This is a genomic window from Flectobacillus longus, from assembly GCF_030056705.1.
Classification (GTDB): Bacteria; Bacteroidota; Bacteroidia; order Cytophagales; family Spirosomataceae; genus Flectobacillus; species Flectobacillus longus.
Genome location: NZ_JASHIC010000031.1, coordinates 81,638 through 95,967, shown reverse-complemented (window position 1 = coordinate 95,967; position 14,330 = coordinate 81,638). Strand labels below are relative to the sequence as shown.

At 34.3% G+C, this 14,330-nt stretch carries 11 protein-coding genes and 1 tRNA gene; 4 read left to right on the top strand and 8 right to left on the bottom strand.

Annotation, left to right across the window (positions count from 1 at the left end; all coding sequences use genetic code 11):
- Window positions 1-175: 175 nt before the first annotated feature.
- A complete protein-coding gene (locus tag QM491_RS21260; protein WP_283329541.1) occupies window positions 176-850 on the top strand; it encodes a hypothetical protein in 675 nt (224 codons plus the stop codon).
- A 592-nt stretch (window positions 851-1,442) separates the two neighbouring features.
- On the opposite strand, the gene QM491_RS21255 is transcribed toward QM491_RS21260, so the two are convergent.
- The 4 genes from QM491_RS21255 to QM491_RS21240 all read right to left on the bottom strand — a co-directional run bounded on the left by QM491_RS21255 (window position 1,443) and on the right by QM491_RS21240 (window position 3,751).
- Window positions 1,443-1,814: an integrase core domain-containing protein gene (locus QM491_RS21255; RefSeq protein ID WP_283329540.1), complete on the bottom strand. Its 372-nt coding sequence runs from the start codon at window positions 1,812-1,814 to the stop codon at window positions 1,443-1,445.
- Between the two features lie 882 nt (window positions 1,815-2,696).
- Window positions 2,697-2,861, bottom strand: coding sequence for a hypothetical protein (locus QM491_RS21250; protein WP_283329539.1), 165 nt, complete (start codon window positions 2,859-2,861; stop codon window positions 2,697-2,699).
- 154 nt (window positions 2,862-3,015) lie between these two features.
- Window positions 3,016-3,091, bottom strand: a tRNA-Met gene (locus QM491_RS21245).
- Window positions 3,092-3,601: 510 nt separating this feature from the next.
- A complete protein-coding gene (locus QM491_RS21240) occupies window positions 3,602-3,751 on the bottom strand; it encodes a hypothetical protein (RefSeq protein ID WP_283329538.1) in 150 nt (49 codons plus the stop codon).
- A gap of 1,257 nt (window positions 3,752-5,008) precedes the next feature.
- On the opposite strand from QM491_RS21240, the gene QM491_RS21235 reads away from it, so the two are divergent.
- Window positions 5,009-5,458, top strand: coding sequence for a LexA family protein (locus tag QM491_RS21235; RefSeq protein WP_283329537.1), 450 nt, complete (start codon window positions 5,009-5,011; stop codon window positions 5,456-5,458).
- Window positions 5,455-6,711, top strand: a complete 1,257-nt coding sequence (locus QM491_RS21230; RefSeq protein ID WP_283329536.1) for a Y-family DNA polymerase — start codon at window positions 5,455-5,457, stop codon at window positions 6,709-6,711. The genes QM491_RS21235 and QM491_RS21230 overlap by 4 nt, the downstream gene beginning before the upstream one ends.
- 302 nt (window positions 6,712-7,013) lie before the next feature.
- Here the strand turns inward: QM491_RS21230 and QM491_RS21225 are convergent, their stop codons facing one another.
- Together QM491_RS21225 and QM491_RS21220 are read right to left on the bottom strand one after the other, a co-directional pair.
- The gene (locus QM491_RS21225) at window positions 7,014-8,882 is read right to left on the bottom strand and encodes a DUF4132 domain-containing protein (protein ID WP_283329535.1); all 1,869 of its coding nucleotides are present in this window, start codon (window positions 8,880-8,882) and stop codon (window positions 7,014-7,016) included.
- Between the two features lie 10 nt (window positions 8,883-8,892).
- Window positions 8,893-9,303 (bottom strand): hypothetical protein, encoded by a 411-nt coding sequence (locus QM491_RS21220; RefSeq protein WP_283329534.1) that lies wholly within the window; start codon window positions 9,301-9,303, stop codon window positions 8,893-8,895.
- 841 nt (window positions 9,304-10,144) lie between these two features.
- Between QM491_RS21220 and QM491_RS21215 the strand changes: the two genes are divergently transcribed.
- Window positions 10,145-11,134, top strand: coding sequence for a sterol desaturase family protein (locus tag QM491_RS21215; protein WP_283329533.1), 990 nt, complete (start codon window positions 10,145-10,147; stop codon window positions 11,132-11,134).
- 78 nt (window positions 11,135-11,212) lie between these two features.
- Here the strand turns inward: QM491_RS21215 and QM491_RS21210 are convergent, their stop codons facing one another.
- On the bottom strand, window positions 11,213-11,971 hold the full coding sequence (locus QM491_RS21210; RefSeq protein ID WP_310589598.1) for a LytR/AlgR family response regulator transcription factor: 759 nt from the start codon (window positions 11,969-11,971) through the stop codon (window positions 11,213-11,215).
- A 129-nt stretch (window positions 11,972-12,100) separates the two neighbouring features.
- Entirely contained in the window at window positions 12,101-14,263 is a 2,163-nt protein-coding gene (locus tag QM491_RS21205; protein WP_283329532.1) for a histidine kinase, read from the bottom strand.
- Between the last annotated feature and the right edge of the window lie 67 nt (window positions 14,264-14,330).

Below are 14,330 nucleotides of genomic sequence, written 5' to 3'. Positions count from 1 at the left end.
GAGTATTCAAAAATACTGCTACGATAAGCTCGAATGGTGGTACTCCAAAATCATCAAATGAGACAACCACAACTGTGAACTGTCCAACTGATATTAATCCAGGGGTGCTTGGATTCTAATATACATAAAGAGGGAGATACAACTCCCTCTTTATCATACTACAGAAGATAGGGTTATGAAAAAGTATTTTCCCAAAAGTTTCTTGCTATTATCATCACTTCTAATGGTGTGTAGTTTTACAGTCAGTAGTCAAACCTTAGGGTGTAATTTCAAACCAGGAACAATTCAACTAAAACTTAGTGGTCAAAGTATAGGTGCCAATATCGTAAGTTACGTTGTGTTAGTAGATGGAGGTAATATTATCCGATATAAATCTGTGGTTAATTCAGGTACCATAGAAACGGTTAACGTTGGCAGTTATAAAGCTGTAGCTATAACATGGGATAATACACAAACAAGTCTACCAACATTGGATGTTGGAAAAAACCTTAATGAAATCGAACATTGTTTGAAAAGTACGGCAGTAGATATATCAATCTGTGATTGCAACACAACAGCCAATAGTATAACCGTACCGAGCTCTGTGGGTTTATCACCTCAGTATTTATTAACAGATGGGCTAGGAGTTATTCAACAAGTACAGACTGGCACAACCTTTTCGGGCTTGAGTAATGGTATTTATAATCATTATGTCTTGTGTAATACAAATCCCTCAGTAATAATTGGTACGAAAATTACAACGTTACCAAGTACAGATTTTTGCAGAATTGTGCCGCTGTCATACGTAGTATGTGTGGCCGAATGTGCTCCAGTGATATGTGTACCGATGGTGATAGCTAAAATAAGATAGGTCAGCGTAAAGATATTTATTAGCCTAAATAGAACTTAAAATACAAAAGATAAAAGAAGTATAGATAAACTTCGTTGCGAGCGAAGTAGATTCTTAGGTTTAGTTTACATGAGGTTAGCATATTTTATGCTAATCTCTTTTAATTTATGTAGTAAAGTAGCGAAAAAGTGTTTTGTCACCATTATTTGTATTATAAAAACTTTAATTTGTTGTTATTGAATGGTAAGTTGTAAATTTACTCAAACACCAAATTATTGGGGGTTTAGTAAATAGTTCTAATAAACCAAAGTAGTAATTTTTACATGAGGCGGATGTAAAAATCAGAATATAATATAGTACTTATTGTTTTATGGCGGGATAAAAGTACTGTATTGTAAAAAGTGAAATCTTTGAAAAGTTAACTTAAAAGGTTTTACAAAATAACTAATAACCACATTTTGTAAATGAGGATTATTATCTAAGCCAATAATAGAAAAAGAGGCTGTTCATTTAGAAATAGCCTCTTTTTTTTTAAATATGTATCGTCCTAAAGTAATGATACAGAATTTAAAGAAATAAAAATATAATATTTAAACAGTAGGAGCTTGAGTTACTACTGTTTTTTATAGGTTTTAAATTTTATTTTGTTCTGCTGGGGCATTTGATTGGGAGTTAGAAGGTAGTTTGATAAATGCGGTCTTATTTCATTATAAACTTCAATAGATTGTGTAACTAAAACCTTAATTATTTCTAAACTCTGTTCAAACGTGTAAATCATAAACTCTTGTTTCAAAATGCCATTTATTCTTTCAGCTCCCGCATTTTCACAGGGGTCTGAATTCTGTGGTGCCATGCTACATAGGATTTTGTTCTTCTGTAATACTTCTTGATAGGCATCAGCATAATATGGTGTTCCCCTGTCAAAATGATGAACCAACGACTCAGTTTTATCTTTTCTTTCTTTGAGTGCAATTTTCAGAGCCATAATACTACCGCATCGACGGTCCGATTTCATCATTTAAATTATCTGCTATATAATATCCAACTATCTTTTTTGAATAGGCATCTGTTATCAAACTAAATGAAGTGGACTCTATCAAAATAACTTTAGCCATGTGATTTTCTTGGTTTTGTTCCTACAATATCCATTTGTATATTTCCCTGAAACTGTTGTCTGGAAAGACCAAGATAATCTGAAAGTCTCTTGACAATTTGCGGAGTGACATTTCTTTGTCCCCTGAGCATTTTTCGGATATTCGAATTATCTATATTTTCTTCATATCAAAGTTCTTCCTTGATGATGTTGTAGAGCAAACAAGCTCAAGCGTCTTAGGCATCCTTACAAAGTCTGTGTTAATCGCCGATTTAGGTGAAAATAGATTCATATTCTGTGAAATAGGCAAAGTATCGCCACAGGTTTGGTCGTCACACTACTAGCTGTAGCAGATACTTCAATTTGCTTTTGTTGCCAATAAGAGAACGTACATTTAAGACATTCTGACACCTTGAAAAGACATAACTTATTTGACTATACGTTTTGTTCTTTTCTCCTGAATGGAAGAATGACCACAAGCGCTATAGAAAGAATCAAAATCATTTTCATCGTGAGGAAAGAAGCTACCATTCAAGGTGTGGTAGTCTTTAAAATCTATTTCTACACCTATTGTCTTCAGAGAAAGAACCTCCCACATTATTCTGTGGGAGTCTAGCTAATCACTCAATTCATAAATCCAAACAAATGGATTTAAGAACCCTCTTTCTTCTTTAGTCTCTTTTGTTTTTCTCAATAAAGTGCCTAACCGCAAAGAAAACGATAAAAGATGGCACGAATATTTTTTAAAAAACTGCACTCCAATGCAATAAAATACTAATTATCATCCTCTAAGTCGCCTCCTACGAAGTCTTTTAATTTGTCCTCCAAACTTGTTCCAGCAATAAAGCTATAGGCAAAGTTGGCACCAAAAAAGGCAAAGCTCATAGCCATAGCGCTAACAAAGAAATCTACGAGGTTTTCAACTTCAACAGTACTCATGTTTGTAAAAGGATAAAAGTGATAATGATAAAACTATTTTGAAAATTGTTCCTTAAGTCAGTCAAGAGTACACAACACAAACTAAAGTATTCCAAAAAATAGTAATACAGGAACTAGAAGTAATGGCATCATACTATAAAATATTAAGGTTTAGGAGCAAAGACAGGACTCGAACCTGCGACCTTGAGGATATGAGCCTCATGAGCTACCTACTGCTTTACTACTTTGCGGTGTTAGTGGTCGGTAATGATTTATGCCACTTGCAAGGACTCGTGAGCCTCCAATGCTTGCTGTATTTCTTCAAAATGTCAAAGTTCTAAATATTCCCAAATAACCATTTTTTGAATTTGCGAAAACGTGTCATAAATGCAATGGTTTGCCCAAGTGCTCTCCTTCGTACCTTCAAACCATTTGTGTTGCAAGCAATAACGTTTTAGTGCTGTTTTGGGAATGTTTCTTTGTAGGGTACTGTAAACCTTCTTCTAGTTTCTAAAGTCAAATCTTTTCATAAGCTTGTTTATGGTTAGAATATTTACCATTGTGAAAAAAATACACTATTTATGCACAAAATGCACATTTTTCGTTTACTGAGTATTGAAATTCATTACTCTACCCGATGATTTTTATAACTTGCTGACTATAAGTTTCTTTTGCTTTATAAGCTTAGAGAACACCTAGATGATTTTGTATGATAAATTACCTAAATTGGAATTAGGGTTCTTTAGTACTTCACGTAATAGTTACAAACCTGTTCTGAAAAAGCTTTTAGCCATGTAACCATGATTTTTAGTTTTTGTTTTTTGTACTTTACCATTATAGTATTTGCCGATACTGAAACAAATTGCTGCGGCAAGACAGACAAATACCAAAAGGCTACTTAATTTTCTCATACATTTTAAATGTGTACTTTCTAAATCAAATCCTTGACTTTTTAGATTCTGAAAAAGTACCTCAATTGCCTAGCGCTTGCGATAAACTTTACCTAATTTCTTGGCTTTAAACTGACCAGCCCCAAAGAGGAAATTATTATTAGAAAACTTTTTTAGCATTACATTATAGACAATGCCATCCACCAAAGCATCGTGAAAGTATCGCTCTTTTTGCTGTTTTAATAGGCGCTCAATATGGTAAATACTTCCATTTTCAAGGTCAATAGATGGTGTTTAGATAAGCGCATACAAAAAGGAATATTGTTTATTTTCAGGTATTTAAACCATGAAGTGTACCAATGAACTCTCTATCGCCAACTATCCCTGCAATATGTTCTTTACCAATTATGACAATCACTTTTCTAATATCTCAATACGGTTCTTGCAACAACTATTACCTGATTTATTATCTAATAATTGCCAATATAAAGGAATTCCTAATCCGTCGAAAGATGCTACAATCATTAGAATATTGCATTGAAATTTTCCAAAGATTAGGTATCCCCGTCCCACTCGGTTATATCAATAGATAGAAAAATTTCTTTTGGGGTAAAAATAAGGCTAGGGCACATCCTGCGAAACTCTTCAAAAAATTCTTCAACACGTACAATCAAGGTACTTTTTACGATTTACTTACAATTTTACTTTTTGGGGTTTCAGGAATGCTTTTTGATACTGAGTAAGCGTTTATAATTTCCTATTAATTTTGAATTTTTAAGATTTGGTGAAAATTCAAACAATTGCCCACTTCGAAATGTAAGTTACATCCCTACCAGCATGATGTCATTTTAATATTGGTTTCTTCAAAAAAACAAGACATAGTCTATTATGGAATAAGGGTTGATGGTACAAAGTCCGTTCCATTTTCTACAAAAAATCATCCAAATTTACACTTACTATTCTGCTAGAAATCGAATAAAACCATTAAATCATCTCGCAAATTTTGGCTCGCTCCAATATTCAATGGTCTAAATGTTGAATACTGGCAATAAGGTATCACAAAATTCGAAATGACTCATGTTTTGGTTAGAAAATTCCCGAACAGCTTTTAAGGTATGCTGAGGTGATGAGTTATATGCTGGAGGAGTAATTGCTAAAATAAATGAATAATAAATGTATATATTTTTTTATAAAAGTATATTTTCTTTTAAAATTTGAATACGTTTTTTAACTTTAAATAAAATATTTATTCTAAAGGCAAAAACGTATTCATTTGAAATGAGACATCCCTTACTTCCTAAAGAAATTCAGATTTTCACCATTTGTAAAGAAAATGGTGAATCTTTAGAAATACCGCTTTTTGACTCTGTCAGTGCAGGGTTTCCATCCCCAGCAGCCGATTATATCGAAATGGAATTGGATTTTAATTCATTATTGGTTACTCATCCTTCTAGTACCTTTTGCGTTCGGGTGTTGGGCGATTCTATGCGAGATGCCAATATCCATTCAGGCGATATTTTGGTAGTAGATAGGTCACTTAAAGTGAAATCTGACTCTATTGTAGTGGCCATATTAAATGGTGAATTTTTAGTAAAACGATTGACGCTTGAAGGGAAGCAATATTTTTTAGTACCTGAAAATGCTAGATACAAGACTATTCAAGTCTATGCTTATGACGATTTTGAGATTTGGGGAATAGTAACTTATATTATTCACAGAACACGATGATTGCACTTGTTGATTGTAATAACTTTTACGTTTCGTGTGAAAGGTTATTTGCGCCAGAGCTGAAAAATAAGCCTGTTGTCGTTTTAAGTAATAATGATGGATGTGTCATTGCTCGCTCAGATGAGGCCAAGGAGTTGGGAGTCAAAATGGGCGTGTCTGCCTTTGAAGTTAAAGACTTGGTTCAAAGCGGAAAACTTCAAGCATTCAGTAGCAATTATGTACTGTATGGTGATCTTTCCAACAGAGTTGTTCAAACGCTATCTCAATTTTCAAACGAAATTGAGGTTTATTCTATAGACGAATCATTTCTGAATCTTCAGGGAGTATCGGATTTAGAAAATTATGCAATACAAATTCGCACCAAGGTTAGGCAATGTACAGGGATTCCAACTTGTGTAGGAATTGCATCTACAAAAACCCTTGCGAAAATTGCTAGCCGTTATGCAAAAAAGAATCACAAAGAAACAGGAGTCTGGATATTAGACACGCCTGAGAAAATAGAGCAAGTATTAAGAGCAACACCCATAGAAGATATTTGGGGAGTGGGAAGGCGATATGCAAAAATGTTAGAAGCATATAATATGTACACGGCATTTGATTTTACACAAACCAACGAGCATTGGGTAAGAGCTAAGATGTCGGTAGTAGGACAACGAATGCTGTATGAACTTAGAGGTATTCCCTGCTTGAGTGTGGATTTAGTCAATGAGCCAAAGAAGAATATCTGTACATCTCGAAGTTTTGGAACTATGCTCACTCAATACAGCCCTCTTTCGGAAGCTGTCTCTAATTTTGCGGCTGCTTGTGCATTTAAGCTTCGAAAGCAAAAAAGTGTTGCCAATTATGTACATGTATTTGTTACAACTAATCCTTTTTCGAAGCACGAAAAGCAATACTTTAATTCAATTACTATCACACTTCCAGTGGCAGATAGCGATTCGAGAGTAATTATAAAGAATGCTCTATTGGGCTTATCTAAGATTTATCGAGATGGCTTTAAATATAAGAAAGCTGGAGTAATAGTATCGGGTATCGTACCAGAAGATGAGTATCAATTAGCCCTGTTTTCCCCTAATCCTAATAACAATGCCAGAAAGGTAATGGAAGTCTTGGATGCCATTAACCATTCGAATGGAAGGAATAAATTGAAGCTTGCTGCCCAGGGATTTGATAGGACTTGGAAGCTAAAGAATGAGAGATTATCCCAAAGATATACAACTCGGTTTGATGAGTTGTTGGTTATTAAAATTTGATAACCCAACGTCCAACTTTAATATGGTATTTTGTCAGGGAATATCTCTCTAAAGTATTATTATCTGATGATATAGATGAGCTTAATCGGATTACAGTTTGAACTACGCAGTTATTAAAATGGAGACTCTTACGAAGATATTGGCTATGTTAATTCAAAAATAAACCTCTTTTAAATTGCTTTAAAAGAGGTTTGAAATAATAATTTATAGGAGCTGTTTCACAATAATCGAGTTGGCAACAGCTACCGATGTTAAAGGTAAGCGTGTTGTTCGACGAAAGTTAGTCAGCTAAAAGTTCATATTTATTTAAGTGTTATTTGAGAAATAATGGTTTCGTCGGTGGTTTCGTTATCTTTTGCTAACAATAAAGCTTTACTAATGATGATAGATAATGTTTCATCGTTATCAAATGGTAAAAATATCTTCTCTTTTGCCATTCTATTTGACGAATCAGGAACAATGCAAAGATATTGGTCATTGGGTTCCATTAAGATATTCCCACTTCCAACGTGTATTTTGTAGTTTCTAATCTTTCCTTGAACTTTTAGAAAGTTACCTTCAAAACTACAGACATCTTTAATGGATAGCATTGGAATTATTTCTTTCAGCGTCTCCATCCTAATATCACCCGACATCCGCAGTGAGCCAAAAGAGTATTCATACCAATAACTTTGACTATCAGTATTCTTGCCTGTACCGTTATCTGTCCAATAAGGATTATTGGTTATACTTGAAGCACCGATGAATAAGTCCACGTCTCGCATTACTTCAGCAAAAACGATTGGTGGTACATCCTTTAATTCAATCTGTTCTTTATTTTTATAGAATCTTACTTGATCTGTTGCACCTAAGCCTGTACCATACCAATCTTCCCCTTCTTGACTAATACGTTGAATCCAAAACTCCGCTTTTATATCAAAATGAGGGATTTTTAAAGCAAAATTTTCCATTAATAATGCTGAACCCATCCAACCTTTGCTTCTTGATTTTGTAAGATAAGTCCCCACTTGAATGATATGAGCGGCAAATCTATTAGAATAAGACTTTGTGTTCAGTTCGGCATCAGTCAAGACATAAACTTCTCTAAATGCCTGCTTTATGCCTTGTATAATTTGCTTTTCATTGAAATATTTGCGCCAATTTCGAATTTCTTCAATCGTAGAATAGATAGGGTGCCACAAAGAAACCGTGGCATTAATAGGAATATTCTCAACTATGGCTTGATTAGAATCTATAAAATATCCATTGCTCCAAGTTACATTTACCTTATTTCCTTCCCAAACTATATCCCAAATCAAATTTTTGGCTATAATACTAACCAGATTATGTTGCAAATAATACTTTTCCCAATATTCAAAAGACCATTTTACATCATTTAAATAAAAAGACTCAATCCGAAAACATTGGCTAGCAAGTTGCTCTTTTATTTCTTTTATATTTTCAGTAAATTCTTTCAAATCTTCTTTCAAAGCTGTTGTAATTTCTTTGGGAGGAGATTTTTGTACTTTTGTTCCGTTTGTCCAAGATATTTCACTTTGATTTACCGTGGTAAAAGAAATGGTGCCATTCCAATCATTTACACAAAAAACAAGTTCATTTTGGTTATTTAATCCAAAATCACTGATAGACATTTCCTCTAGTTCATTAGCTGTTTTTCCATGTTTTTTTCCAATATTATTTAAAATAGTAGCAATTTTGGAGCGAACAGGTCCTTTTTTTATTCTTGACCTGAGTTTACCAAGTGACCCCACGACTCTATCTACAGGTAAATCGGATAGGATATATAAAGCATCATTTCCAATAGGGACACCTTGTGCACCTTTACTAAAAGAGGTAACAGTAATATCTTCAATGATATCTGTTATTTTTGTGTTTTCTAGAAATAGAATTGAGCTATGTAAAAAACCTCTCAGGAAAGGGCTTTTTGCATAATCATTTTCTGAATATCTGGATACTAAGTTTGGTATTTCTTTTTTGAAAGATTTAAGATTTTCTAACAAAAAAGATTCATACTCTCCCAAGCTAATATTCCTATTAATTAAAGAGGATAATTCCTTGTACCATGACTTTGGAGGATTCTTTTTGGGTTCAGTGTGAGAAGCCAAGAATTCGATTACTACCTTCCATTCGTGGCTAATAGTTGGATCTGCAATATTTGAAATATTTATCATCTGGTAAAACTTAACCGCCAACAAGAGGCGTGATTTTCATAAATAATACATTCATACTATGTGTGACTTCTATTTTATCATCTAAATGGTGATATTGCTTATTATTAACAAAAATGAAATATTTGCTTTTGCTAAAACCATCTAAGGCAGTGTAGTATTGTTTTTCTATATCTTCAAATTCTAATTTTCTTTTATTTCTTAAAGATGTTTTTGCTTCATCATTAAGAGCTGTTTCAAAATCATTGGACATATTAATTTGCTTTAAACTTTCAACAATATTTTCATTGTATGAAAGTACCTCTTGTCTAACCTTTTCTAATATTAATTCTTTTACCTCAATGGAGTCTGACGTAACTATGAATTTGTATTCAAAATTGGCTTTACTGATTGATTTTTCATGAACTTTTATTGTTACTTCCATTTGTTTGCATTTTTATAGTTCAATATTATTATTTTATTTCATCCAACGAGAACAAGCACTGCAAGAGCTTGTAGAAATATCAAGGCTCATCTAGTTAGTCCTCAAGCCACTAAAATATAGCCAAAAAATACATGAGAATTATGAGAGTTTGCCTTTACCAGAAACGCCTTGGCAATGTATTGATTTTCAGTAGTTTACTGCAAAATATTTCGCTCAATTGCTTCAGTGTCTGTTAGTGGCTGATGCTTGTTTGCACACTGCTATTTCTATCGAAGTTTAAATTTTGAAATAGTATCTGGATTTGGTTCGACTCCTATTAGTTGTATGTTTTTTCCTTCTACAAATCCTGTAAAGCTTGGGGCTTCAGAAAGTATGGTTTCAGAACTTTTGCAATACAATTTTTACCTTCTTTTAAGGTCGGCCCATTTGGAGCAATTTCACAAAATACTTGCTAGTAAAAAAGAACGTTTTTCGTTGCAATATAATTAAAATTTATGGTGGCTAACCCACAAAAAATAAGAAAAGGGAATCTTGAGGGTATATCTATAAATTTATTAACCAAAGTCAATATACGTACTTTAGTTTATGGCATATCTGTACAATAGAACTTCTACAGGAATATGGTTTTATATCTTGTTGGAGTTAATAAATCCAGTAAGGATTATGCCTGTTTTTTAGGAGTCTTAAGTACTAGCTCTATTTTAATCATTGATTAAGAAAAAGTCCTATTGTTGCTTTTGTCTTTCTAAATATTTGACATTATTAAAAACATACAGAACCTGAGAGCTTTCTGAGATGAATTTGTTAAATTTTGAGAACCAATTTTCTCAAACTTAACATTATGGAAATCTTAGAAACCTTGTATCATGAAATTGTAGGCTTTTTTAGCTTTGGAGGCCTCATTGAAATTATTCAGACAGATAACTACAAAGCCCTTTTAACCCAAGATGGAATCGGAAAAGCACTTGCGCCACTTATTCCAGTATTGCTGGTAATCGAGCTAATTCGAGCATTCTTTTTTCAACGTTTGAGTTTTACACAATATAAAATCGCTTTTTTTACTTATATCTTCAATCGTGTCGTATCAAGATTTATCTCCATTGGTATGGTGGGTATTTGTATCGGTCTGTTTGAACCGTATGCAATTTTCAAATCAGAGTTTACTTGGTATTGGTTTATTTACGGCTATGTGGTCTGGGAATTTGCCCATTTTGTGTACCACTATTTGGGTCATAAGGTGCGTTTATTTTGGTGTTTGCATTCAACGCATCATGCTTCTGAGTCAATGAATCTATCCATTACTTATGCACACTTCTTCTTGGAAGGCCCTTATGCTGATATTATTCGTACTACAATTTGTATATTGATGGGAGTCAATCCTCCGTTGTTGTTTCTGATTATGTTTGTTGATGGAACATGGGGTGCTTTTATTCATATTGGTGAAAACTTGGTGAAAGATGCTCGTTTGGGATTCTTAAACAAAATTATTTTGACACCATCACACCATCGTGTACATCATGCTCGTAACCCTTTGTATATGGATACCAACTTTTGTAATCTGCTCAATATTTGGGACAAGGTATTCGGTACTTTACAAGACGAAAAGCATGAGGAGGAAATCGAATATGGTATTACTAGACCAATGAAATCAGGAGATTTTTGGGATGCCTATTTTGGTGAAATTATCCTATTGGCCAAGGACGTATATCATGCACCGACCATGAAAGATAAAGTACTATATATCTTTATGCCTCCAGGCTGGCACCATTCTGGCGATCACAAAACGGCATCTGTTGTCAAAAAAGAATATTTCGCCACACAAAAACCGTAGAGACGTTGCGTGTAATCCCTTCACACAATATTTATATGATATCCAAATCTTTTGCTGGAGACGTTGCTTGCAACGTCTCTACAATGAAAACCTTTTGAGATTATCATGATAGGAGATACCTGTCTCTATTTTGGTACGCTTGCTGTCGTTGAGGGCAACGAGATATTTTCCACTAAAGTGTTTTTCTAATTCCCTGATTTGATTGCCATTAACGATACTCGAACGACTTATGCGAATAAAATTACTTGGAAGCTTTTCTGATAAATTACTTATCGTATAATTGGTGATAAATTGTTTATTATCAAGGGTATGCAAAAATACATACTTGTCATCTGCTTGAAAAAAAGCTATATCCTGTAAAGCAATAATCAAAATTTTATCGCCTTGTTTTACCGAAATAGAATGTATTTCTTTCTTAGGTTTGAGAAGTTCTGTCAAACTTTGTAAACTATCTACTGAGATTTTTAGAGCTTGGTTTTCGGTAAATTTCTGAAGCTTTTGTACGGCTTTATCTAAGCGAGATTTTTCGATGGGTTTTAATAAATAATCAATGGAGTTTTCCTCAAATGCCTTAATCGCAAATTGATCATAAGCTGTCACAAAAATCACAATCGGCATGAAAGTAAGTCTTTCGAGCATTTCAAAACCAGTCAAAATAGGCATTTCAATATCTAAAAATATCAAATCTGGTCTGAGGTCTTCTATCATTTCCAGCCCTTCTTGTCCGTTGAGTGCTTCGCCAATGATTTCAAAGGTATCGTCATATTCTTTCAATAATCTTTTGATACGATTAATCGAAATGGGTTCATCGTCGATTACAATAGTTTTGTATGGCATAAGTATTAATGCTGAATGATGAGTTGTGAATGTAAAATAAAATTCAACTATTGGCTCTCGGCAAAATATTTCTCATGAATTTATTGAAGCTTTTTTGCCTAATGCTTAGAGCCTAAAGCAAGATATTGCTTATCGATTCATGATAAGAATTTCGATGATTTTGGGGTTGTTTTTTAGTTCCAAAGAAGCCTTATTGCCATAAAGCAATTTAAGTTTTTCCTTAACACTTCTCAAGCCAAAACCACCGCCTAAGGTTTCTGCAAAATCGGGTCCATTATCTTGAATCTGAATGGTTAGCAAGTCATTGTCTTGTTTAATGTTGACTTCGATAATACCTTTCTCGGCTATTTTTGAAATACCATGTTTAATGGCATTTTCGACCAAGGGTTGTAGTAAAAATCGAGGAATTTGTTGAGAATACAAACTTTCATCACAAGCGATAGTGTAGGAGAGACGGTGACCAAAACGTACTTCTTCGATACTCAAATACGCCCTGATAATTTCGAGTTCATCAAAAAGTGAATGAAAGCTTTCTTCGGTTCGACCCGTCGTATATCTAAAAAGCTTTGATAATTGTATGGTCATTTCTTCGGCTTGATTCGGTTGTTCATGAATTAACCCTGCAATACTGTTTAAGGCATTGTACAAAAAATGAGGATTGATTTTGGCTTCCAAGGCATCTAGTTGAGCTTTTGATTTGAGCTTTTCTAAGTTGAGTAATTGATATTCTTTTTCAGAAATTTTACGGTTGATATTACGATGCTGAAGCCAATAAAATAAAAATACCCAACTAGTAAAAGCAGGTAATACCAAATAAAAATACATAGCCATAGGTACACTAAACGCCCAAACGTTAGTTTGTAAAATACTCCATTCAATAATTGCGGAAGAAGCAAATGCACAGCCCATCAGGGGTAAAAACTTGACTTCATCGAGCGGAATTTTGGGCTCGATGAATGTCAAAAAAATGTAACAAGCCAAGGTCGCCGAAAGTCCAGCCGCTGTGGTCAATAGCACCATATCTGGTTGAATAGCTGAAAAATCAATTTGCCATTTACCTAAAATTTCTAAAGTAAAATAAGCAATACTCGTAATGCCATAACCGACAAGCAAACAAAAAATGATACTTGACCCAAGGTCATAAGGTGGTTTTAGACTAAACGGTTTAGGTTTGTCTACCATGTCAAAGTGGTTAACGGGTGTTGAAAAAGTAGCTTTTGGGCTATCTACAGGCTTTTTTTCGAGGTTGATGTTAGTTTTATGGGCATCTTTAACAGTAGTGTCAGTTGGTCGGATTGGCTCGTATGGTTGATTGTTTTCACGAATCTTGATTTTACCTCCCAAGGTTTTGACGCTTACCGTTGGTCCGCCTCCAAGGATAGTACCATGAATGGTGTCATTGGTCATCAAACCCTTAAAATCGGTAAGAGGTGGTAACTGAATACGACTTCCCGAAACATCCAAATTCATGGGTTGGTTGAGAGGCATGGTGATTTTAATATTTCCCCCCGAAGTATCAAACCAAGCGTATTGATGTAACGATTGAATATCAGCGAAAATATTACCTCCTTTGGTACTTACGCCAATATTTCCATGAATATCATTCAGACGAATATTACCACCCAAGGTATGACATTCGAAAGAACCCTCTACGCCAAAAGCTTCTATTTTACCACCCCAGCTCGAACCATTAATAGAACCCTTATGATTTTGGACGAGCATATTGCCACCTTTCGTATCCAAACGAATATCAGCTTGGTTATTTGCCACAAAAATATTGCCGCCCATCGTCGATACGTAGATGTTTCCTTGGCAAGAAATAAGCTCGATTTTGCCACCCATCGTTTTTCCTTTGAGGTTACCAACGGTGTTTTGTGCCAAAATTTTTCCACCCCAAGTTTCAAAAAAGTGATTACCTCCAATACCTTTCAGCGAGACATCTCCTCCGAATGTTTTGGTTTGGGAACTCAAACGAGTGGGAATATAGATTCGAAAAGAAGTACTTTGAAAATTAAACCAGTTGAACATATTAAAGTATCGTGGTTTAGCGTAAATACTGAAAGTATCGCCCGATTGTTCAAAACGCAAATCATGCGTATCAAAGTCAAATTCCAAGAGAGGATCACTGTAGATATAAAAAGTAAAAATACTTCTGACACTCGCATAGATTTCTACCTTAATGGTATTCTCGTCATGCGCAATCAATTCGAGGTCACCAGTAAAGTTTTGCAAGTCTAGAAGATTGATAGAATCAGCTTCAAAAGTTTTTTCAAAAGTCGGTTTATTATTCATGATTATCAGAGTGCATATCCTTTGTAATGGCAAAGAACGCTACGTTAAATTTAGTGAATTGTTGAAC